16 protein-coding genes are annotated in these 23,543 nt (G+C 66.5%); 7 read left to right on the plus strand and 9 right to left on the minus strand.

The genetic code is table 11. The features are described 5' to 3' along the window. Positions 1 to 2: 2 nt before the first annotated feature. Genes HH110_RS13420 through HH110_RS13430 form a run of 3 tightly spaced genes read right to left on the minus strand, consistent with a single transcriptional unit; the run spans position 3 to position 4,189 of the window. Positions 3 to 575: a hypothetical protein gene (locus HH110_RS13420; RefSeq protein WP_176990112.1), complete on the minus strand. Its 573-nt coding sequence runs from the start codon at positions 573 to 575 to the stop codon at positions 3 to 5. After that, the gene (locus HH110_RS13425) at positions 572 to 1,966 is read right to left on the minus strand and encodes an HlyD family type I secretion periplasmic adaptor subunit (protein ID WP_176990113.1); all 1,395 of its coding nucleotides are present in this window, start codon (positions 1,964 to 1,966) and stop codon (positions 572 to 574) included. The genes HH110_RS13420 and HH110_RS13425 overlap by 4 nt, the downstream gene beginning before the upstream one ends. A 39-nt stretch (positions 1,967 to 2,005) precedes the next feature. Further along, a complete protein-coding gene (locus HH110_RS13430; protein ID WP_244880130.1) occupies positions 2,006 to 4,189 on the minus strand; it encodes a type I secretion system permease/ATPase in 2,184 nt (727 codons plus the stop codon). 222 nt (positions 4,190 to 4,411) lie between these two features. Between HH110_RS13430 and HH110_RS13435 the strand changes: the two genes are divergently transcribed. Beyond that, entirely contained in the window at positions 4,412 to 5,443 is a 1,032-nt protein-coding gene (locus HH110_RS13435; protein WP_176990114.1) for a LacI family DNA-binding transcriptional regulator, read from the plus strand. A gap of 18 nt (positions 5,444 to 5,461) precedes the next feature. Here the strand turns inward: HH110_RS13435 and HH110_RS13440 are convergent, their stop codons facing one another. Beyond that, positions 5,462 to 5,788, minus strand: coding sequence for a hypothetical protein (locus tag HH110_RS13440; RefSeq protein WP_176990115.1), 327 nt, complete (start codon positions 5,786 to 5,788; stop codon positions 5,462 to 5,464). Positions 5,789 to 5,901: 113 nt separating this feature from the next. On the opposite strand from HH110_RS13440, the gene HH110_RS13445 reads away from it, so the two are divergent. From HH110_RS13445 to HH110_RS13460, 4 genes are all read left to right on the plus strand, one after another. After that, entirely contained in the window at positions 5,902 to 6,498 is a 597-nt protein-coding gene (locus tag HH110_RS13445) for an RNA polymerase sigma factor (protein ID WP_176990116.1), read from the plus strand. After that, positions 6,495 to 6,911, plus strand: a complete 417-nt coding sequence (locus tag HH110_RS13450; RefSeq protein ID WP_176990117.1) for a hypothetical protein — start codon at positions 6,495 to 6,497, stop codon at positions 6,909 to 6,911. The genes HH110_RS13445 and HH110_RS13450 overlap by 4 nt, the downstream gene beginning before the upstream one ends. 68 nt (positions 6,912 to 6,979) lie before the next feature. After that, positions 6,980 to 7,873: an ABC transporter ATP-binding protein gene (locus HH110_RS13455; protein ID WP_176990118.1), complete on the plus strand. Its 894-nt coding sequence runs from the start codon at positions 6,980 to 6,982 to the stop codon at positions 7,871 to 7,873. 13 nt (positions 7,874 to 7,886) lie between these two features. After that, positions 7,887 to 11,471 carry a M1 family aminopeptidase gene (locus HH110_RS13460; RefSeq protein WP_176990119.1) on the plus strand — a complete coding sequence of 1,195 codons (3,585 nt, stop codon included), beginning with the start codon at positions 7,887 to 7,889 and terminating at the stop codon, positions 11,469 to 11,471. A gap of 9 nt (positions 11,472 to 11,480) precedes the next feature. Here HH110_RS13460 and HH110_RS13465 read toward each other — a convergent pair whose 3' ends face one another. From HH110_RS13465 to HH110_RS13485, 5 genes are all read right to left on the minus strand, one after another. Next, positions 11,481 to 11,873 (minus strand): SseB family protein, encoded by a 393-nt coding sequence (locus HH110_RS13465; protein WP_121043258.1) that lies wholly within the window; start codon positions 11,871 to 11,873, stop codon positions 11,481 to 11,483. A 69-nt stretch (positions 11,874 to 11,942) separates the two neighbouring features. Next, positions 11,943 to 12,440, minus strand: coding sequence for a GNAT family N-acetyltransferase (locus HH110_RS13470; RefSeq protein WP_176990120.1), 498 nt, complete (start codon positions 12,438 to 12,440; stop codon positions 11,943 to 11,945). Between the two features lie 92 nt (positions 12,441 to 12,532). Then, the gene (locus tag HH110_RS13475) at positions 12,533 to 14,254 is read right to left on the minus strand and encodes an alpha-amylase family glycosyl hydrolase (RefSeq protein ID WP_176990121.1); all 1,722 of its coding nucleotides are present in this window, start codon (positions 14,252 to 14,254) and stop codon (positions 12,533 to 12,535) included. Continuing rightward, positions 14,254 to 15,741, minus strand: a complete 1,488-nt coding sequence (locus tag HH110_RS13480) for an MFS transporter (RefSeq protein WP_176990122.1) — start codon at positions 15,739 to 15,741, stop codon at positions 14,254 to 14,256. Before HH110_RS13480 ends, HH110_RS13475 begins: the two co-directional genes overlap by 1 nt. Further along, positions 15,738 to 17,939, minus strand: a complete 2,202-nt coding sequence (locus HH110_RS13485; protein WP_176990123.1) for a Six-hairpin glycosidase-like protein — start codon at positions 17,937 to 17,939, stop codon at positions 15,738 to 15,740. Before HH110_RS13485 ends, HH110_RS13480 begins: the two co-directional genes overlap by 4 nt. A gap of 233 nt (positions 17,940 to 18,172) precedes the next feature. Here HH110_RS13485 and HH110_RS13490 point away from each other — a divergent pair, with 233 nt between their 5' ends. Both HH110_RS13490 and HH110_RS13495 read left to right on the plus strand, forming a co-directional pair. After that, positions 18,173 to 20,239, plus strand: coding sequence for a glycoside hydrolase family 97 protein (locus tag HH110_RS13490; RefSeq protein ID WP_176990124.1), 2,067 nt, complete (start codon positions 18,173 to 18,175; stop codon positions 20,237 to 20,239). Between the two features lie 314 nt (positions 20,240 to 20,553). Further along, the gene (locus tag HH110_RS13495; protein WP_176990125.1) at positions 20,554 to 23,313 is read left to right on the plus strand and encodes a TonB-dependent receptor; all 2,760 of its coding nucleotides are present in this window, start codon (positions 20,554 to 20,556) and stop codon (positions 23,311 to 23,313) included. Positions 23,314 to 23,543 lie beyond the last annotated feature (230 nt).

A 23,543-nucleotide genomic window follows, 5' to 3' on the forward strand; every position in this document is an offset into this window, starting at 1 on the left:
TTTCAAAACTCCGGGGGGCCGATACTTATCGTTTCAACGCACTGCTGACGGCGACCGTCGGCGGTGCTCGTGTATGTCCTGATCGCCAATTCCACGTTTCTTCCGCTGATGTACCAGGTTTCAGGTAGCAAGCCTCCCCGAACGGGGACGCCCGTCAGCCCGACCAGCTTTAGCTTTCTTGCAAATTGCTCGACAGGAAATGTGCAATCGCTTACGGGATCGTCAATGTACGTATCGAAGCGCGTTTGATATCCACCATTTCGAAATTCGGAGTAGACCCAGAAATCCCATCCCTCTGCCGTTCTTGCCCCGCCTTTTCTCAAGGTAGAAGCGTCATCTTCGCGGGCCATCCTGATCCCTATTTCTTGCGCCACCCTCTGCGGCGGAATGCCCTTCCATCCTGTCCCGCCCTGCCGGGACAGCATTGAAGCGATGCGCCGCTCAAGCTCAGCGGAGCTCAGCGATGCTGCGTCTTGCGCGTAGAGGGGCCCGCAGACAAGCGTCAACGTAACGAGAAGAATTAGAGCAAGCGGTATAGCGCGGCATTCGCCTGCGATGTAGAGGGCACTTTTCATCGTTCCCTCCCCGCTTCCTGCATCCGCCTCGACAGCGGCGACAGCAGGTATTCGATGATCCTTCGATCCCCGGTCTTGATCTCGGCGGTGGCGGCCAGTCCTGGTGCAAGCGCCATGCGCCGGCCGTCGATCTCGATCCAGGAACGAAGCAAGCGCACGCGCGCGGGATAGCGCAGGCCTTCCTTTTCGGTCTGCACCGCATCCCGGCCGACGGTTTCGATCACGCCGTCGACCACGCCGTAGCGGGTGAAGGGGTATGCCTCCAGCTTCACTTCAACCGCTTGCCCTTCACGTACGAAACCGGCATCTCGGTTGGGCAACATCGCGTCCACCATCAGTTCGCCGTCATGCGGCACCACTACCATCAGGGGATCGGCAGGTTTCACCACTCCCCCCAGGGTATGCACCTGCAACTGCTGCACCACGCCAGTCACCGGAGCGCGCAGTATCGTGTGGCTGGCCTTGTCCTCGGCCTTCTTGAGTTCTTCGGCACGCAGCGCGCGGGCGGCTTCGGCTTCGGTGAGTGCATCCAGTGCTTCGCGCGCGAACTCGCTGCGGCTCTTGGCCAACTGCTGGTTGGCCGCCAACTGTGCCGCACCGGCCTTACCACGCTCTTCGCGACGGATCGCCAGGTCCTGGCGCATTCCCACTACCCGCTCCTTGATCTCCGCCACCTGCAGTCGCGGCACGTAGTTGTCACGACTGAGAGCTTCCATTTTGGCCAGCTGGTCCGTCGCAAGTGGCAGCTGTTCCTCGAGCTTGGCGACTTCGGCATCGATCATCCCGCGCTCGCCATCGCGCTGACTGCGCTCCTGGCGCAACCCGGCCACTGTGGCGTCGAATTCGCGGTGCTTGGCGATCAGCAGCGATTGCTGGATGGCCACTGTCGACGGTTCAGCGCCTTCGGGCGCGATGAAGCGGCCTTCCCGCCCTTCGATATGCTCCACGACGGCACGAGCACGGGCCACATCGATCTGCGCGCTCAACAACGCCTGGCGCGCCTGCTCCACCTCGGCACGGCTGACGGTGGGATCCAGGTCAAGCAGGGGCGCGCCGGCCTTGACCATCTGGCCTTCGACTACATGGATGGCGCGTACCACGCCCTGATCGGCCGCCTGCAGGATCTTGACGTTGCCACGCGGGATCACCTTGCCTTCGGCCACGGCAACCATGTCAAGGCGGCCAATGCATGACCAGACCAACGCAATGGCCAGGAACGCGATCAGCACCCATAACACCGCACGGCCGAGTGGATTGGGCGGCTTTTCGAGGATTTCCAGCGCTGCAGGCAGAAAATCCGGGGCGGCCGATACGGGACGGTCGCCCACGGCACGCTCCGCGCGCAGGCTCTCGCGCAGGATCGCAAGATGGTGCCGAAGACCCTTGAACATCACGATGCGTCCTTGCCGTGTGGGGAGTGTGGGGCGGGGTCAGTTGACCGGGGCGGCCATTGCAGGCAGCCCCATCTGTTTGGTGTAGAGCATCGAGTAGCGGCCACCGGCGCGGAGCAGAGTGTCGTGCGTACCGGTTTCCGTGATGCGGCCACGTTCCAGGGTGATGATGCGGTGGGCCTGGCGTACCGCCGACAGCCGGTGGGCAATGATGATGACCGTGCGGTCGGCCGCCATCCGCTTGAGGTTGTCCTGGATGATCTCTTCGCTTTCGGCGTCCAGCGCCGACGTCGCTTCGTCGAAGATCAGGATCTTCGGATCGGTCGCCAGCGCACGCGCGATCGCGATACGTTGGCGCTGCCCGCCGGACAGGTTGCCACCGCGCTCGTCGATGCGGGTGTCATACGCTTCGGGCAGTTCCAGGATGAACTCATGCGCCCCGGAAAGCTTGGCCACTTCGACCACCCGGCTCATCGGCATCGCCGGGTCGGCCATGGCGATGTTCTCGCGCACGCTGCGGTTGAACAGCAGGCTTTCCTGCAGCACCACGCCCACCTGCCGGCGCAGCCAGGTAGGGTCGACCATGGACAGGTCCACGCCATCGACCAGAATGCGCCCACGTTCGGGCGTGTGCAGCCGCTGGATGAGCTTGGTCAGGGTGGACTTGCCGGACCCGGACGGACCGACCACACCGATGATCTCGCCGGGGGCGATGTCCAGCGACAACTCCGACAGCACTTCCGGCCCGTCAGGCCGGTAGCGGAAGGCCACATGTTCCAGCGCAATGCGTCCCTCCACGCTGGGCAGACTGGCGCGTGAGGGCGAGCTGGCCGGCTCGGTCGGAGAATTGAGGATGTCGCCCAGCCGATCCACGGCAATGCGGGCCTGCTGGAAATCCTGCGCCAGCTGCGCAAGCCGCAGTACCGGGCCGGACACCTGGCCGGCCAGCATGTTGAAGGCCACCAGCTCGCCAACGGTCAACTTGCCATCGATCACCAGGCGCGCGCCAAAGAACAGTAGCGCGACGGTGGCCAGCTTGTGGATCAGCTGGATCGCCTGCGAGCCCCAGTTGGCCAGCATGCTGGCGCGGAAACTGGCCTGGATGTAGCCGGCCAGCTGCTTGTCCCAGCGATTCTGCGCCTGCGGCTCCACCGCCAGCGCCTTCAGCGTTTCCACGCCGGTCACCGCTTCCACCAGGAACGACTGGTTCTCCGCACCACGGATGAACTTCTCGTCCAGCCGGCGGCGCAGCATCGGACCAACCAACATCACCACGGCCGCATACAACGGCAGGGTGATCAACACGATCAGCAGCAACGTGGGGCTGTACAGCCACATCACCAGCAGGAAGACGATGGCGAAGAACAGGTCCAGCACCACGGTCTGCGCCGAGGAGGTCAGGAAGTCGCGGATGGTTTCCAGCTCTCGCACCCGCGCCACCGAATCGCCGACCCGGCGGGCCTGGAAATAGGCCAGCGGCAGGTGGGTGAGGTGCGCGAACAGCTTCGACCCCAGTTCGGCGTCGACCCGGCTGGTGGTATGCGAGAACAGATAGGTGCGCAGACCGCCCATGGTGACTTCAAACACCGACACCACCATCAGGCCTATCGCCAGCACTTCCAGCGTGGTGATGCCCTTGTGGACCAGCACCTTGTCGATCACCACTTGGAAGAACAGCGGGGTGATCAGCGCCATCAACTGCAGGAAGAACGAGGCCAGCAGTACATCGCGCAGCAACCGGCGGTACTTCACCAGCGCGGGAATGAACCAGCTGATATCGAAGGCACGCGCAGCGCCGGCCACCCCCTCGCGGGTGGTCATCAGCAGCAGGCGGCCATCGTAGTCCAGGGCGAAATCGGCCAGTGACTGGGTAACCGGGCGTTCGTGGTCGCCCGCGTCGAAACGCAGCACGCGCTCAGCGTCGGCTTTCAGCACCAGGGTGTACCGCCCCCCGGCCAGGCAGGCCATCGCCGGCAGCGGGTAGTCGCCCAGGCTGAATGCATCGGCATTGACCACGCGCGCCTTCACGTCCAGACGTTTGGCGAGTTTGAGCAGATCCTGTGGGGTTATCGCACCGCCGGGATTGCCCAGCTGGTGACGCAGCTGGTCCGGCTCGGCCGGTCGGTCGAGAAACCCCAACAGCGCGACAAAGCACCCCAGCGCATTCTCGTCAGCCGCGCAGGGTTCATCCTGCAGATCAATCCTTGATCCGTCACTTGCCACTGCCCTGTCCTGTTGGCCCCTGTGGCGCGACTCTATAGCCGGCTTGTGCATTCTGTCTATCGCAGAAAACGTTTTCATGGCGAGGGATCGCCGGGAGTGATGGATTTCACATTCCCCGGGGCCAACTGCCGCCCTGCCTGGCCCGGTGACACCCGCCCGGCCAGCGCCCGGGTGCCGTGCCACATGGCATCATGCAGGTCGTCGTTCCCGCCGTTCCCAGCAATGACCATCCGCGGTAAAGCCACCTCCCTCGATATCGCCCACCTGGCCGGCGTCTCCCAGCCGACGGTGTCGCGGGCACTGCGCGGCAGCCCGATGGTCAATGCCGAGACCCGGCAGCGGATCCTGGCCATCGCCCGGGAGCTGAACTACAAGGTCGACAAGAACGCCTCCAGCCTGCGCCTGCGCAATGCCGGCACGCTGGCCCTGCTGTTCTTCGAGGACCCGACCAACGACGACTCGCTGATCAACCCGTTCTTCCACGCCATGCTGGGCTCGATCACGCGCGCCTGCGCGCTGCGCGGCTACGACCTGCTGGTCTCCTTCCAACAGCTGTCCACCGACTGGCAGGCCGATTACGAGGACAGCAACAAGGCCGACGGCATCATCCTGCTCGGCTACGGCGACTACCACGAGTCGCGCGAGCGCCTGCAGCGGCTGGTCGAGCAAGGCACCCATTTCGTGCGCTGGGGGGCGTCCCTGCCCGACCAGCCGGGTGTCTCGATCGGCAGCGACAATTTCCAGGGCGGGTTCGACATCACCGCCCACCTGCTCGACCAGGGCCGCCGCCGGATCGCCTTCGTCGGCCACGCCTCCAGCCACTATCCCGAATTCGAGCAGCGCTACCGCGGCCACGTCGAGGCGATGCGGGTGCGCGGCCTGACCGCCGAGCCGTCACTGCAGCACGATGCGATCACCACCGAGCAGTCCGGCTTCGATGCCTGCCAAGCGCTGTTGGCAGGCGGCGAGCGTATCGATGGGCTGTGCGCGGCCAGCGACCTGATCGCGATCGGCGCGATGCGTGCCCTGCGCGAACATGGACTGCGCGTCCCCGAGGATGTGGCCGTCACCGGTTTCGATGACATCCCGCTGGCCGCCTCGGTGTCCCCGCCGCTGTCCACCGTGCAGCAGGACACCAAGCAGGCCGGGCACCTGCTGGTGGAAAAGCTGCTGGCACTGATCGAAGGCCAGCCGGTGGAAGGCCAGAGCATCGCGGTGAAGCAGGTGCTGCGGGAATCCTCGCTGCGCGGCTGAGCATCCACCGCTGTCGGCTTATTTCAAACGACGATCCAGCACGAAGTACACGACATTGCCCAGCCCGGTCGCACCGAGCAGCAGCGCGATCGCCCCGGGCGTGACCCGGTCGATGCCGAGGACATCCACCAGCCCGAAACCGAGCGCCAGGGCCAGCATCACGCAGCCCCAGTGCAGCGCGGCCAGCCGCCGCTTGGTGGTGTCGCCGGCCAGCAGCGAGCGCACCAGCTCTTCCGAGCCGCGGGCTTCGACGATCCGCCGCCGGGTGTGGCCGTCGACCACGCTCTTGATGGCATACACGATGCCGAGGATCAGGACGACGGGCAGAATCAGGTTGTAATCCATGGTGCGTACGTTCCGTTGAGAAGGGGCTTGTCCACTGAGATACGGCCGGGGCGGGATCGGTTGCACGGGTCCCGGTTGCAACCGATGGCGCACTCGACGTATCCCTATGGGACATGTGCACGCCGCCCACCCCTGCCGACTGCCTCGACGCCGACCGTGCCCTGGTCGCCGCCATCCTGTCGCGACAGCCCGGGGCGTTCGAGCAGCTGGTGCGCGAGTATCAAGGACTGTGCTGGCGCGTGGTCGACCGCATGGTCCGCCATCCGGACGACACCCGCGAGCTGTGCCAGGAAGCATTCCTTCGCATCCATCAGACGCTGCATCAGTACCGCGGCGAGAGCGCACTGAAATCCTGGGTGGCGCAGGTCGCCTATTCGATCGCCAAGCGCCACCTGGAGCGACGCCGTATTCCGCTGGTGGACAACAGCGTGACCGAAGACGGTGCCGCGTTGATCGACCAGATCGGCGACGGCCACGACCTCGAGGCGCGTACCAGCGAGCAGGACATCAACGCCCATCTGCACGCCGCGATCGACGCGTTGCCGCCGCTGCAGCGCACCCTGCTCACGCTCTATCATCTGGAAGAGATCTCCATCGCCGAGATCGCCACCCTGACCGACCTGGCCGAAGGCACCATCAAGAGCCACCTGTTCCGCAGCCGCAAGCGACTACGCGAGCTGCTGGAATCCCGTATTGGAGTGCCCGCATGAGCACCGCAGACGATCCCCGGATCAACCCCGAGGAATGGCAGGCCCAGGAACGTGGCCTGCGCGCCGCCCTAGGCGGCCAGCGCGCCGGCCCGGACGACGTCGACTACCTGCGCATCGCCGAGGCGATCGCCTCCGCACCACAGAGCGGGCCGCCAATGCGCTTCGCCCGCGAGGTCGCCCTGCGCATCGCCCGCCATGACGCCGGCATCGAGCGCTGGGTGTCGCGGGTGCTGCTGGCCGTGCTGGCCATCGCTGCCCTGGCAGTGGGCACCCTGTTCGGCCCGGCATGGTGGAGCGCGATCGAGCAGACCGCGGGCCGCGCGGCGACCGGGTGGCTGCTCGCTGGCGCCGCATGCGTCGCGGTCTCGTGGCTGGCGGCCCGTTGGCGGACGGGCGGCCGCAGGCACCCATGACTTACGGCGGATGCAGCCTATCTGAATAGGGCGGATAACCGAGGTATCGCCCAGGGGAAGCTGTCCGCATGCTTGAGATCCGCGCGCTGTCCAAGACCTACGCCAATGGTGTGCATGCCCTTGCGGGTGTGACGCTCGATATTCCCCGCGGCATGTTCGGCCTGCTCGGTCCCAACGGCGCCGGCAAGTCCTCGCTGATGCGGACGCTGGCCACGCTGCAGGAAGCGGACAGCGGCACCGCCACCCTGTCCATCCCCGGGGAGGCGAGCATCGATGTGCTGCGTGACAAGGATGCGGTGCGTCGGCGGTTGGGCTATCTGCCGCAGGACTTCGGGGTGTATCCCAAGGTCAGCGCACTGGACCTGCTCGACCATTTCGCGGTGCTCAAGGGGCTCACCCACAAGGCCCAGCGCCGCGAAGTGGTGGAGGCGCTGCTGCAGCAGGTCAATCTGTGGGATGCGCGCAAACGCAAACTCGGCACCTACTCCGGCGGCATGCGCCAGCGCTTCGGCATCGCGCAGGCCCTGCTCGGCGATCCGCGGCTGGTGATCGTCGATGAGCCCACCGCCGGGCTCGACCCGGAAGAGCGCAACCGCTTCCTCAACCTGCTCGCGGCGATCGGCGAAAACGTAGCGGTGATCCTGTCCACGCACATCGTCGAGGATGTCACCGACCTGTGCCCCAGCATGGCGATCATGAACAAGGGACAGGTGCTGCTGACCGGCAAGCCCAGCGATGCGATCGACGCGCTGCAGCACCAGGTCTGGCGCAAGCAGGTGGACGTTGCCGAACTGCCCGCCTACGAAGCCAACCATGTGGTGCTGTCCACGCGCCTGGTCGGTGGCCGGCCGGTGATCCACGTGCACAGCGCGACCGACCCCGGCGACGGCTTCGCCGCCGTTGCTCCCGATCTGGAAGACGTCTATTTCCAGCGACTGCGCCTGCAGTCGCGGGCCGCCTGACCGGAGCCCGCCCATGATCGCTGCCTTCTTCCGCTTCGAGCTGCGCGAGCAGCTCCGTTCCCCCCTGCTGTGGCTGCTGGCGGGCCTGTTCGCGCTGATGGCCTTCGGTGCCGCGTCGTCCGACGCGATACAGATCGGCGGCGGTGCCGGCAACGTGCACAGCAATGCGCCGACCGTGATCGCCTCGATGCTGGGCGTGTTCACCCTGCTCGGCATGCTGGTGTCCACGCTGTTCGTCAGCAATGCGCTGCTGCGCGATTTCGATCTCGGCACGGCCGAGCTGATCTTCGCCAGCCCGATCAAGCGCCGCGACTATCTGGCCGGCCGCATCGGCGCGGCCCTGGTCAGCGGACTGCTGGTGTACGTGATCATCGCGCTCGGCCTCGCGCTCGGCCCGCTCATGCCCTGGGTCGATCCTGCACGCATGGGGCCGGGCTCGCTGTACAGCTACGTCTGGGCATTCGGGGTGATCGTGATCCCGAACCTGATCTTCACCACGGCCCTGCTGGCGTTGCTGGCGGCGGCCACGCGATCGATCCTGTGGGTCTACATCGGCGTGATCGGCTACTTCGTGCTGTACGGGGTCAGCGCGGCCCTGCTCAGCGACATCGACAACACCTGGATTGCCGTACTCAGCGAACCGCTCGGCCTGCGCGCGCTGTCGCGGACCATCCGCTACTGGTCGGTGGCCGAGCGCAACAGCGGGTTGCCTGCCCTGGCCGGGCAGCTGCTGGCCAACCGTGCGCTGTGGCTGGGCGTAGCCGCGCTCCTGTATGCCGCGACGTTCGCCCTGTTCCGCACCGAGCGCAGCGGCAGCGGCGGTCGTCGCTGGGGCCGCAAAACCACCGTCGCGGCGGCCGCGCCGTCACTGCGTCCGGCCCAGGTCGTGGTGCCCCGCGTGGTGCCAGGCCGTAGCACCGCTACCGCCTGGGCGCAGTTCCTGCACCAGGTGCGCTTCGACACCCGCGGTGTGCTGCGCAGCGTGCCCTTCCTGGTGCTGCTGGTGCTGGGGCTGTGCAACTTCCTGCCCGGTGCGCTGTTCCGCCAGACCCTGTATGGCACGCCGATCTGGCCGGTCACCTCGGAGATGCTGACCGCCCTGCAGGGTGCCTTCAGCTGGCTGCTGATCATCATCGTGCTGTTCTTCGCCGGCGAACTGGTCTGGAAAGAGCGCGCGGCGCGGATCAATGAAGTGACCGATGCGATGCCCGTCCCCAACTGGGTGCCGCTGCTGGCCAAGTTCGCCACGCTGGTGGCGGTGATCGCCTGCTTCCAGGCGATCGGCGCACTCGCCGCGATCGGGGTGCAGCTGGCCAAAGGCTATACGCAGATCGAGCCGCTGGTGTACCTCAAGACGCTGGCGCTGGACTCGGTGGTCTACCTGTTGATGGGCGGTCTGGCGCTGGTCCTGCAGGTACTGACCAACAACAAGTTCGTCGGCTACGCGCTGCTGATCGTGGTGATGATCGGCCAGGCCGTGCTGGGCATGCTCGATTACACCCAGAACCTCTACAACTTCGGCAGCTGGCCGATCGCCCCGTACTCGGACATGAACGGCTACGGCCACTTCCTCCCGGGGCAGCTGGCCTTCCAGGGCTACTGGGCGCTGTTCCTGCTGGCGCTGCTATGCGTCGCCTCGGCGTTCTGGGTGCGTGGCGTCGGCACCAGCCTGCGCCAGCGCCTGGTGCTGGCCGGCCGTCGCCTGCGGGGCCCGGCCGGGCTCGGCGCCGCCGTGGCGATGCTGGGCTTCATCGCATTGGGTGGCTGGCTGTACTGGAGCACCAACATCCGCAATGCGTTCCTCTCGCCGGACCAGCAGCTGGACCTGCAGGCCCGTTACGAGCGCGAACTGTCGCGTTACCGCGACCTGCCACAGCCGCGCATCGTCTCCGTGGACAACCGGATCGACCTGCATCCGGAAACCCAGTCGGTGGTGATCGATGCGTACTGGACCGTGCGCAACACCTACACCGCGCCCATCGCCCAGCTCCACGTGGCGATGAACGACGACCGGCAGCTGACCGCGGTCGACCTTGGCGGCCAGACCCTGGCCATGCATGACGCCGACCTGGGCTACCGCATCTACCAGCTGGCCACCCCGCTGCAGCCGGGCGAGGAGCGCCGCATCCACTTCCGCGTGAACCAGCACCCGACCGGCATCACCGCCGATCAGGCACCGACCAACCTGGTGGAGAACGGCAGCTTCTTCAACAGCAGGCTGCTGCCCTCTTTCGGCTACGACCAGGGCGTGCAGATCACCGACCGCAACGAACGCCGCAAGCGCGGCCTGGGCGAGCCGAGCCGCATGCCCAAGCTGGAAGACCAGGCCGCCCGCGCGAACAACTACGTGACCGACGATGCCGACTGGCTGGCGTTCCGCAGCACGATCTGCACCGCACCGGACCAGATCGCGCTGGCGCCCGGCTACCTGCAGCACGAAGCCACCGTCAACGGCCGGCGCTGCTTCAGCTATGCCATGGACCGGCCGATGCTCAACTTCTATGCGTACCTCTCGGCCCGCTGGGACGTGAAGCGCGCGGCATACAAGGGCATCCCGATCGAGGTGTACTACGATGCGCGCCATGGCTACAACGTGGACCGCATGATCGAAGCGGTGCAGAAGTCGCTGGCCTACTACGAAGCCAACTTCACGCCCTACCAGCACCGCCAGGTACGCATCATCGAGTTCCCGGGCTACGCGCGGTTCGCCCAGTCCTTCGCCAATACCATTCCCTACTCCGAAGGGATCGGCTTCATCGCCGACCTGCGCGACCGCGACAAGGTGGACTACGTGTTCTACGTGACCGCCCACGAGGTGGCGCACCAGTGGTGGGCACACCAGGTGATCGGCGCCAACGTGCAGGGCGCGACGATGCTCTCCGAATCGTTGTCGCAGTACTCGGCACTGATGGTGATGGAGAAGGAATACGGGCGGCAGCAGATGCGCCAGTTCCTCAAGACCGAACTGGATGGCTACCTGTCCGGACGCGGCAGCGAAGGCATCGAAGAGCTGCCGCTGGCGCGGGTGGAGAACCAGCAGTACATCCACTACGAGAAGGGCGCACTGGCGTTCTACCGCCTGCGCGAGGAGATCGGCGAGGCCGCACTCAACCGTGCGCTCAAACGCTTCCTGCAGGACAAGGGTTTCCAGCAGCCGCCCTACACCACCTCCACCGAACTGCTGGAGTACATCCGCGGCGAGACGCCGGCCGACCGCCAGCAGCTGGTGACCGACCTGTTCGAAAAGATCAGCTTCTACGACAACCGCGTGCTGGCCGCGACCGCGCACAAGCGGGCCGATGGCAAGTACGACGTCACCCTGACGCTGCACGCCGAGAAGCGCTACGCCGATGGCGATGGCAAGGAGACCGCGGGCAGGATGGACGACTGGATCGAGATCGGCGTGTTCGCCAACGGCCCCTCGGGCAAGGAGCGCGACCAGAAGGTGCTGTACCTGCAGCGCCACCACGTCACCGCGGCCAACCCGTCGATCACCGTCACGGTGGAGGGAAAGCCCGACGAGGCGGGCTTCGATCCGTACAACAAGCTGATCGACCGGGTCTCCTCGGACAACCGGCGCAAGGTGACGCTGCAGTAGGACGCAGCGTCAGCGCGGGCCGTCGGCGAAGTCCTTGAGGATTTCGCCGACGCCCGACGGCGAGATCTCAAAGCCCAGCGAGGTACCCGGATTGATCACCACACCGTAGCCGCCGGGCACGCGCTTGAGCACTTCCAGCATCAGCATGCGGATCGTGTGCGGGGCCTGCTGGCTGTGGAAACCGACGCGGCTCATATCGGTGAACACCGACACGTGCAGGACACCCTGCTTGTCGAACAACAGCGGATCGAAACCGCTGCCGTCCGGGGTCACCAGGCTGCCGGTGAGCAGCACCACCTCGGAGGCGACGAAGGCCTTCATGAACAGGCCGATCGGCAACTGACCGTCCATCGCGGTCTTGAGCAGCGTTTCGATCGGGGTCTGGGGGGCGGCGTCGTTCATGGAATGCAGGGATACGGGGGATCCCTCATTGTACCCGCGGGGTGACCGGGAGCCGGCCAGCGGCCGGCACTACCCGCGCGCGGGGGCGCCGATCAGGAACAGGTGGAAGGTGGCGTCCTCGTCGTCGAGGGCGACGAACGGCACCGCGAGCCGTGGCAGCGTCCGCAGCCAGTAGGCATGCGCGGTCACGTCGCCGCGGAACACCGCGAGCAGCCATTGCCCGTCGCCGGGGCGGACCAGTTCCTTGACCACATGCGCGGCCAGGCCTTGCCGCCGGTACGTGGGCAGCACGAAGAGGTCGGCCAGCTCGGGATAGTGGCGCCCTTCCCGCTCCACCTGATCCACCAGCACGAACCCGGACAGCGCGTCGTCGACGAACAGCAACCGTGCCCACTGCGGGTCATCGCGCAGGGACGACTCGACATCGCTGCGGTCACAATCGAAGAGGCCGTCCGGACGCACCGCTTCTCCACTCCAGGCCGAGGCCTCGAAGTAGTAGAACTGCATCAGGTGGAACAGGCGCTCGGCATCATCGGGCGTTGCGTGGTTCAGGGACAGGCGTGACATGGACAGCGGACTCGGAAGGACCGCACTGCGGTCGCGGACCCGATTGTAGTGCCCGGGCCACCGCAGTGCGGCGGGCCGGGCACGCTCCCGGGCTACTTCGCCAGGCGCCTGGTGCGCGCACGCTGGTCGTCCACCGCCGCCTTCAACTGCTGCTGCAGCGCCGTCTGCTCGACCTGCGCATCCAGCACGAACACGCGCACGCCGTGTGCGGGCACCTCGGCGTTCAGCGATCCCGTCACCGTCTGGCTGGCACCGCCCAGCGCGTCGCGCCAGGTACCGGCCTGCAGGTAGCGGCGGACCTCGATGGAGCGCGGCGTATCACCCTTGTTGAGCAGCACCAGTGCGGTCTGCGCGGTATCGCCCTGCTGCAGCACGCGGAAGAACACCGCTTCATCGCCCTGCAGGCGCTCGTTGACCTGCAGGCCGCGCTGCAGGGCCGGCGTGGCCTCACGCAGTCTGGCGATACGCTGCAGCGGCGCGAAGATCGGGCTCTTCGGCGCGTCGTTGACGCGCTCCTGCCCGAAGTAGGCGCGGTTGCCGGCGTGCTCGGCGCGGCTGCGCATGAAGCCGGTTTCCGAGCCGTAGTAGATCACCGGGATGCCGCGCGCGGTGAACAGCCAGTTGTGGGCATCGATGAACCCGGCATCGCTGGCATCCAGCCGCGCCATGTCGTGGTTGTCGTAGAAACTCATCAGCTCGTACGGATTGGCATACGGACCGTCGAGCAGGTGCAGCGGCTCGGCCAGGGTTTCAAAGCCCTTCTGCTCCTTGCCGAACACCGACGACAATGCGCCGCGCAATGGGAAATCCAGCACGCTGACGTTCGCGTTGGCCGGCCAGGTGTGCTCGGCGATCTTGCCCGCGTCGTAGTCGAATGCCTCGCCGAACATGAACATGCCGGGATGCTCGGTGCGGATGCGATTGACGAAGGTATGCCACCAGGGGTGCGGCAGCCAGCCGATGGTGTCGATGCGCAACGCATCCACGCCCTGCGCGGTCCACTGCAGGTACGCGCCGACCAGGTAATCCATCACCGCCGGGTTGTGCTCGTTGAAGTCGGAGAGTTCGGCAAGGTTGCCATCGAAGATCGAGCCGTTCTTGCCGTCGACCGGACCGATGCTGTTGTAGAAGGCATGCAGCGGGTTATGCGCCGGATCCAGCTGCTGCGGCGGCAGGTTCTGGTGATCGGCGATCAACCGGCCCTCCTTGTCGAAGATCTGGCCGAACTGCGGCTGCCCCACCGGCATCGTCCACGCGGGCGAACCATGGTTGCCGACGATATCCAGCACCACCTTCAGGTCGGCGGCGTGCAGGCCACGGGTGAAGGCGGCGAAGTCCAGGCCCTTGCTCGGCAGATGCTCGTCGAGCGTGTAGAAGTTGACGCCCCAGTAACCGTGGTAGCCGGTCTTGCCGCGGTCGGTCAGCGTGCTGGTGCAGCTGATCGGCTTGCTGCCGGTGAAGGCCTGGTCCGGGTTGTCGATGATCGGGGTGATCCACACCGCACCGAAGCCGAGGTTGCGGATGTACGCGGCGTTGTCCAGCACGCCCTTGAAGTCACCGCCCAGGTAGCCGATGTTGCCGTCCACCTTGTCCGGGCACGGCACCGGGATATCGAACGTGGGATGCGCGCCGCCCTGGTCGCGGTGGTCGTTGGACGGATCACCGTTGACGAAGCGGTCGGTCACCACGAAGTAGACCGCCTGGCTGGCGAAGGGCTCGCGCGTGCCGACATAGTCCGGGCGCTCGACGGCCAGGGCGGGGCTGGCCGACAGCGCGAACGACAGGGCCAGCGACAACGACGAATACCGGGACATCAGACACTCTCCTGTTGGGATGGCACGAACAGCACGCACAGGCCGGCCAGCAGCAGGCTGCCGCCCCCGAGTGCGAGCACGTGCATCGGATCGCCCCCCAGCCACGCGCGCAGCAGGAAGCCGAGCGCACTGGCCGCGACCAGCTGCGGAATCACGATGAAGAAATTGAACAGGCCCATGTAGATGCCCATCTTCGCCGCCGGCACGCTGTCGGACAGCAGCGCATATGGCAGCGACAGGATGGAGGCCCAGGCGAAGCCGACGCCGACCATCGACAGCAGCAGCCAATGCGGGTCGCGGATGAACAGCATCGAGATCAGGCCCAGTCCACCCAGCCACAGGTTGACGAGGTGGCTCCAGCGCAGGCCCAGTGCGCGCACCATCAGCGGGATCAGCAACGCCGCCAGCGCAGCGAACCCGTTGTAGGCACCGAACAGCACGCCGACCCAGTTGGCGCCTTCGTTGTAGGCGGCGGAGGCGGTATCGGTCGAGCCGAAGTGGGTGCCGGCGACGGCGGCCGTGGTGTAGATCCACATCGCGAACAGCGCGAACCAGGAGAAGAACTGCACCCAGGCCAGGCGGCGCATGGTGCGTGGCATCGCACGCAGGTCGTCGACGATGGTCGCCAGCATGTGCGGCCCCGGCACGCAGCGCGCGATGCCCAGCAGCACGCCATAGGCGATGCACAGGCCGGCCAGCACGTACAGCATGCGGTCGCCTTGGTACCACGTGATCGCCGCTGCCAGCGCGATACCGGCCGCCACCCAGCCGCCGATCTGCGCCCACGGAGGTGGCCCGGCCACGCGCGCACTCTGGTGCACGGCGGCCGGCTCGGCGTCATCGAAGCGGGCCAGCTCGGCCGGCGAGTATTCCCGGGTGCTGACCACCGTCCAGGTGATCGCCGCGAGCAGCACCGCCGCGCCGAAGTAGAACGCGTAGCGCACGGTATCCGGCACCTGCCCGGCGGCCGCCGTGTTGGCGACGCCGAAGTGGGCCAGGATGAACGGCAGGAAGCTGGCGACGATCGCACCGATGCCGATGAAGAAGCTCTGCATGGCGAAGCCGGTCGGCCGCTGGCGCGGAGCGAGCTGATCGCCGACAAACGCGCGGAACGGCTCCATCGATACGTTGATCGAGGCATCCAGCACCCACAGCGTGCCAGCGGCGATCCACAGCGTCGGCGAATTCGGCATCACCAGCAGGGCGAGCGTGGTCAGCACCGCACCGATCATGAAGAAAGGACGGCGGCGGCCCCAGCGCGTCCAGGTGCGGTCGGACAGGTAGCCGATCACCGGCTGCACCAGCAGGCCGGTCAGCGGGGCGGCGATCCACAGCCCGGGCACCGCGTCCATCGGTGCGCCAAGCGTCTCGAAGATGCGGCTGGCATTGGCGTTCTGCAGCGCGAAGCCGAACTGGATACCGAGGAAGCCGAAGCACATGTTCCAGATCTGCCAGAACGACAGGGTCGGTTTGGGCGTACGGCTCATCGGCGCGGCTCCAGCGACAAAGACACCGGCATCAGGGTCAGCGCGGACACGCGCGCCTCGTTGAGCACACCGTCCTTGCCCCCCTTGCCACCGTTGTACTTGGCGAAGTGGGTGAGCGCGCTCATGTTGAAGCCCTCCTCCAGCGCGATGCGGCAGCTACCCGCCGGTGCCTCGAACTCGACCGCCGTGGAGTCCTGCTCGCCCACGCTGTGCGGCATCACGATCGGACGGCGCTGGTCGGGCTTCCCCTCGCACTGCAGCACCAAGGTCTTTACTGCCGCGGTGACGCCGGTGTTGATCGGGCCGTTCGGATTGTCATAGCGCAGGCGCGCACGCCAGCGGCCGGCGCTCGGTGCGGTCCACTGCCAGTGCGTGGCACCGGCCAGCACCTGCTGCGGACCGACGCAGGTCATCGGGCTGTGCAGCGATTCCAGCGCGCCCTCACGGCGGGTCAGGCTCAGGCAGTGACTGGCACCGTCCCTTGCAAGCGTGGCGATACCCTGCGCGGGTGACAGCCGCTGGCCGTCGCGCCATAGCACATGATCGGCGGGCACTGGAATCTGCCAGCCCGCCGTGGTCTCGCGAGGCACGGGTGCGGCGGGGGTGGCCGGGGCGAAGACGGCTGCCGGGCGGACAATCGCCGGCGACGGCATCGCCACACGACCCGCCAACGGCACCAGCTGCACGGTGGTGGTGCTGCCGTCACGCTGGATGGCGCCCGCCACCAGCAGTTCGCCGGCGAGCTGCTTCGGCCGCACCAGCACGTAACGCTGCTTGCCATCGTCCAGGCGGATGCGGTCACGGTCGCCGAACAACCTCGGCACCAGTGACACCGGCAGCTTCGGCGCGATGCGGCCATCGTCTTCCACGCCGAACACACCTTCCAGCACCATCGAGAGGTAACCGGCCACCGACCACAGCTGACGCGGCGAATTGACCACTGGACCGCTGAGCACGCCTTCATCGACATGCACGGCCAGCGTGCGCATCTCGTAATTCTCCATGTTGGAGCCGGCCAGCGCGGTGCCGCGCATCAGCGACTCGATCTCCATGGCGATGCGCGGGGCATCATCCAACCGCCGCGCTGCCCGCAGCGAGTACGCACTGACGAAGGGCCAGATGCCGCGGTTGTGGTAGATGGGCTGCTGCGCTTCCTGCGGCCAGACGACCGGGCTGCCACCGGCCACGGCCGGGTAGTTCGCCAGCGCGCGCCGTGCGCGATCGGCCGGGAACACATCGGCCAGCACGCCCAACGAAAGCGCGAGCAGGTCGTACTTGGCGTACGGCACAGGGTGTGCCGCCTCGCCGATGTAGCTCATGTACTGTCCCGCATCCTCGCGCCAGAAACGCGCGTCGATCTGGCGGGCCAGCGCATCCGCCCATTGGCCGTACGTGGCAGCGCGTGCATCGCCGTGCTGGCGGGCCAACCGCTCGGCCAGGCGCAGCGCTTCGTAATGCAGCACATTGGTGGACAGCGCGAAGGATTCGCCGATGAAGCGCACGTCCTCGCGGGTCCAGTCCGGATAGGTCTGCTCGCGCCAATCCAGGAACGAGGTTTCGCCGCGATACAGGCCGATCCGTGCATCGAACACCGCCTCGCGATCCTGCGCCAGGGTCGCCTGCAGCGCCTGCCAGACCTGGTCGGCGAATGCCGCGTCATCCAACAGCCCACGTGCGGCCAGGAACCAGACCACGCGGTCGCTGCTGATCGGCCAGCTGCCACCGGAGCCGGTGTCCTGCGCCACGAACAGACCCGGCGTGTGCCCATCGCGCGCCGTGGACAGCTTGAACTGCAGCGACTGCCGCGTCCGTATGGGATCCAGACGCGACAGCGCCAGATCGGCGGCGAAGCTGACATCGCGCGTCCACACATAGGGCCAGCGCTCGCCGGTCTGGAAACACGCGCAGGGAACCGGCTTGCCGTGATTGAAGGCCGGGTCGCGGATCGCATCCACGCGGTCGTCGGCCATCTCCTGCTGGGCCAGCCCGAACAGCGCATCGAACAGCACGCTCGCGGTCTCGCTGCGCATCGGCTGCGCACTGACGCGCACCTCGCCCTGCGGCGCATGCAGACGATAGCCGCCCGCGGCGGCGGTTTCGGCGCGCGCATGGCGGCCATCAAACTCCAGGTCCGCCGCGCCCGCGGTGGACCCCATCGCTGCCCCGAGGGCAGCGGTCAGGCAGATCGTCTTCAGCATCGAAGTGGCGAACCGGCTCGCGCCTGTTGCCTCCCTCCCCTTTGCTCGCGTTGTAGGTCCGCACCGCCTCGCGGCAATGCGCTCGCGGCCCCCTCCCAGGGTGCCTTGGCCCCATGGTAGACGGCGCACCGCAGCCTGCATCGACCTGCATACGTATTCATCGGCACGGCGGTCGGCAGGCGTGAGGGCGTCGCTATAGTCCCGGTGTGTTTTCGGCCACCTTGGGAGGGGAAATGCCGTCACTGTCGTATCCAACGGACGGGCCTTGCGCACGTCGTCGCCTGTCCCTGCTGGGCTGGATCCTCTGCGCGTTCAGCGCCACCGCGGTTGCCGAGCCGGTCACCGTGGCCAGCGTCGAGTCACCCGGCAAGGTGCTGCGCGTATCGCTGCAACTGGACGGCGGCACCCCCAGCTACCGCGTCGAACGCTTCGGCGAGGCCGTGGTGGACACCTCCAGGCTTGGCTTCCAGTTGCGTGATGGCCGGCTGGACCGTGATCTTGCCATCGTCAGCCAGCAGTCGCGCCGCGTCGATGAGACCTGGGAGCAGCCGTGGGGCGAGCGCCGGCTGACCCGCAATCATTTCAACGAAGTGGTCGTGCAGCTGGCCGAACGCAGCGGCGCCAAGCGTCGCATCGATGTGGTGTTCCGGGTCTATGACGACGGCCTGGGCTTTCGTTACCACTTCCCGCAACAGCCGGGCATGCGCGAGGCGATCATCGACGATGAGCTGACCGAGTTCGCGATCGCCCCGGCTTCCACCGCGTGGTGGATTCCGGCCGGCGAGCCGATTCACTACGAGTATCTCTACCAGCGCACGCCGCTGGACCAGGTGCCGCTCGCACACACGCCGATGACGCTGCGCAGCCATGATGGCCTGCATGTTTCCATCCATGAAGCCGCACTGGTGGACTACGCCGGCATGTGGCTGCGTCGCACCGAGGGCCAGCGCCTGCGCGCGCAGCTGTCGCCCTCGGCCGAGGGCTGGAAAGTGCGACGGAGGCTGCCGTTCGACACCCCGTGGCGCACGCTGCAGATCAGCGACACCGCCGGCGGACTGGTCGAATCCAGCCTGATCCTCAACCTCAACGAGCCCAACCTGCTCGGCGACGTCAGCTGGGTGAAGCCTTCGAAGTACCTGGGCGTGTGGTGGTCGATGCACCTGGACGAGGAGAGCTGGGCGACCGGCCCGCGACATGCCGCGACCACGGCGAAAACCAAACGCGTGATCGATTACGCCGCCAGGCATGGATTCCGCGGCGTGCTGGTGGAAGGCTGGAATCCGGGCTGGGATGGCGACTGGGTGGGCAATGGCTATGCGTTCGACTTCACCCGGCCCACGCCCGATTTCGACATCGAAGCGCTGTCCGCCTACGGCGCGAAGAAGGGCGTGCACCTGATCGGCCACCACGAAACAGGATGTGCGATCGAGCACTACGAAGATCAGCTTGGCGCGGCGCTGGACCTGTATGCGCGGCTGGGCGTGGATTCGTTCAAGAGCGGCTACGTCTGCGATGACGGCCAGGTTGACCGCCGCAACCCCGCCGGTGGGCCGTTGTGGCGCGAGTGGCATGATGGCCAGTTCATGGCCCGCCACCATCTCAAGGTCGTGCAGGAGGCGGCCAGACGGCACATCGCGGTGAACCCGCACGAGCCGATCAAAGACACCGGCCTGCGCCGCACCTACCCGAACTGGATCAGCCGCGAAGGCGCGCGTGGCATGGAGTACAACGCCTGGGGCCAGCCACCGAATCCGCCCGAGCACGAGGTCAATCTCGTCTTCACCCGGATGCTGTCCGGGCCGATGGACTACACCCCCGGCATCCTGAGCCTGAAGGGCCGTGGCGGCCAGGCGATTCCCAGCACGCTGGCCCGCCAACTCGCCCTGTACGTGACGATCTACAGCCCGATCCAGATGGCGGCCGACCTGCCCGAGCATTACGAACAACACCGTGAGGCGTTCCGCTTCATCGAGGACGTCGCGGTGGACTGGGACGATACCCGCGTGCTCAATGGCGAGGTGGGCGACTACGTGACCATCGTGCGCAAGGACCGCCACAGCCGCGACTGGTTCCTGGGCAGCATCACCGACGAACATGGCCGCGTGTTGCCGGTGTCACTGGGCTTCCTGGAACCGGGCGTACGTTACCGCGCGGAGATTTACCGCGATGGAGACGGCGCCGATTTCCGCAGCAACCCGTTCGCCTTCGTGCGCGAGACGCGCGAGGTCACCAGCGCCGATGCGCTGGTGCTCACCCTGGCGCCGGGTGGCGGGCAGGCGATCCGCTTTACCCCGTTGTAAGTCGCTCAGCCAGCGCCGGGTAGCGCCCGACCGTTGGTCGGGCGACGCACCCGGCGCCGGCGCATCCGTGCGTGGATGCGGCATGCCGACCAACGGTCGGCACCTACCGGGCGCGCGTGCGTCGGTGCGGCTGCGATAACGCACCTGTAATCGCTTCCAACGCTGCAAACGTCATTGAATACGTATGCAGGGTGATTCCCGCGGCGGGCGCGCTGCCTACCATAGCCACGCAGTCAACGGCCACCGCGCCATGACGCTCCCGGGTCCTCCGGGCAACCAAAAAATCGATTGGCAACATTGCCTGGGAGGGGAAAATGTTGAACCGCAAGCGCAGCGCGCTGAGTCTCGCGCTGGCCGTCGCCCTGACGCCGTTGATGGCGTCGGCGCAGACCGCCGAATCCAGTACCACCACCGCACCGACCGGCACCACGGCGACCAATCTGGACACCGTCCAGGTCACCGGCATCCGCCGCGGCATCGAGAACGCGATCGCCATCAAGCAGGACGCCACCTCGGTGGTCGAAGCGATCTCGGCCGAAGACATCGGCAAACTGCCCGACGTGAGCATCGCCGAATCGCTGGGCCGCCTGCCCGGCCTGGCCGCCCAGCGTGTGGCCGGCCGTGCCCAGGTGATCAGCGTGCGCGGCCTGTCCCCGGACTTCGCCACCACCCTGCTCAACGGGCGCGAAGTGGTCAGCACCGGTGACAACCGCAGCGTCGAGTTCGATCAGTACCCGTCGGAACTGGTCAACGGCGTGACCGTGTACAAGACCCCCGACGCGGCCCTGGTCGGCCAGGGCCTGTCCGGCACCATCGACATGCAGACCGTGCGTCCGCTGAGCTTCGCCGAGCGCGTGATCGCGATCAGCGGCCGCTACCAGAAGAGTTCGCTGGGCAAGGCCGCCAATGTCGACCCGTACGGCAACCGCTTCAGCGCCAGCTACATCGACCAGTTCCTCGACAACACGCTGGGCATCTCGATCGGCTACGCGCACAGCGACATGCCCATCCAGGAAAACCAGGTCGGCCTGTACGAACCGTGGACCACCGAGCAGACCGACCAGGGCAACCGCCCCGGCCTGGCCCCGGGCACCGTGTTCTCCGACGGCATCAAGGCATTGCGCCGCACCGGCAACAACGAGCGCGACGGCGTGATGGCGACCGTGCAGTTCCGCCCGTCGAATGTGTGGACCAGCACGCTGGATGCGTTCCATACCGAAGCCGAGCAGATCGACACCGCCAACCAGTTCGAGGTCAACCTCAGCAACTACAACGGCGGCTACACCCCGGGCCTGCTGATCACCAACCCGCAGATCAATGCCGATGGCACCTTCGCCGGCGGCGTGGCGACCGGCGTGTATCCGCTGGTGCGCGGCATGTACAACAAGCGCAAGGACAAGATCGACGCGTTCGGCTGGAACAACGAGTTCAACTTCGAGCGGGTCAAGGTCGTCGCCGACGTGAACTACTCCAAGGCCACGCGCAACGAACTGAATCTGGAGAACAACCTGCAGCTCACCCCGATGCCGCAGCTGGATTCGGTCGGCGTGGTGGTCAAGCCGGACGGGTTCTCGCAGATCCGCCCGGGCCTGGACTACGCCAACCCGGACGCGCTGTTCCTGACCAACACCATCTACGGCTCCGGCTACGGCAAAGTGCCGATGGTCGAAGACCGCCTGAAGGGTGCCCGCCTGCAGGCCACCTTCGCGATGCCGGATTCGCTGCCGTGGTTCTCCGACGTGGACGTGGGCGTGAACTACGCCGACCGCCGCAAGGACAAGACCCAGGCCGAGGGCAACATCCTGCTCGGCGACCAGGGCGATGCCAACATCGCCGGTGACCTGCAGTACGCACCGGTCAACCTCGGCTTCGCCGGCATCGGCTACATCCCCGCCTGGAACGTCCCGGCCGCGGTGGACCGCTACATGGTCTTCAATCCGGTCACCAACCTGGCCTACCTGATTCCCAAGGCGTGGACGGTGCAGGAAAAGACCAGCACCGCCTGGATCCGCGCCAACATCAACACCGATCTGGGCGAAGTCGGCCTGCGCGGCAACATCGGTGTGCAGATGGTGCGCACCGACCAGAGTTCGCAGTCCAACTACTTCGATCGCTCGCGTCCCGAGGGCCAGAACATCCTGCCGATCGATGACGGCAAGACCTACACCGATTGGCTGCCGAGCTTGAACCTGGCCTTCATGTTCCCGCACCAGCAGACGCTGCGCTTCGCCGTGGCCAAGCAGGTCGCACGCCCGCGCGTGGACCAGATGCGTGCCGGCCTGGAGTTCGGCGTGGACACCGCCACCGGCAAGCCGGGCGGCAGCGGCGGCAACCCGCTGCTGGATCCGTGGCGCGCCAACGCGATCGACCTGTCGTACGAGAAGTACTTCGGCGAGAAGGCCTACGTGGCCGCCGCGGTGTTCTTCAAGGACCTGAAGTCCTACGTCTACACGCAGTCGCGCGATGACTACGATTTCAGCGACCTGCTGGCCAGCTACGTGCCGCCGCCGGGCATGATCCTCCCGGTCCTGCCGACCGGCACCTTCTCGGCCCCGCAGAACGGCCAGGGTGGCAAGCTGAAGGGCCTGGAGCTGACCGCCTCGTTCCCGCTGGACATGCTGACCGACAGCCTGCGTGGTTTCGGCGTGCAGGCGAGCGCGACCTTCAACGACAGCGACATCAAGATCCTCGACCCGGAGAGCGCGTCCAGCGTGGGCAGCGAGCCGATCAGCCTGCCGGGCCTGTCCGAGCGCGTGTACAACTTCACGGCCTACTACGAGCGCAGTGGGTTCGAGGCACGCGTGAGCCAGCGTCGTCGTTCGGACTTCATCGGTGAGATCGGCAATTTCAACGGCAACCGGACGCTGCGTTATGTGGTCGGTGAGAACGTGACCGACGCGCAGGTCAGCTACACCTTCGCCGACAGCAGCAGCCTGCATGGGCTGACGCTGTTGCTGCAGGGAAGCAACCTGACCAACGAGCCGTACCGCACGTACGCCGGCACGAAGGACCGCCCGCTGGAATACGTGGAATGGGGCCGCACGTACATGCTGGGCGTGAACTACAAGTTCTGATTAGGCCCGCATCAGCGGCCTGGTGGCAACATCGAGAACCCAAGGAACCCGCTGCGCGTGCAGCGGGTTTTTTGTTGGCTTTTCTCTCAGTGTAGAAGCTGTAGTGCGGGTGCAGAAGCAGCAGCGCTGGCCGTCCGTGGGCTGGTCGGGGGTGTGGGGGTTCGCGGGACGCGCCGTAAACCCATCCATGGGGGCTCGTGAGCCGCATCCATGCGGCACAACGGTCCCGC

It is taken from the genome of Stenotrophomonas sp. SAM-B (assembly GCF_013387485.1).
GTDB classification, from domain to species: domain Bacteria; phylum Pseudomonadota; class Gammaproteobacteria; order Xanthomonadales; family Xanthomonadaceae; genus Stenotrophomonas; species Stenotrophomonas maltophilia_AA.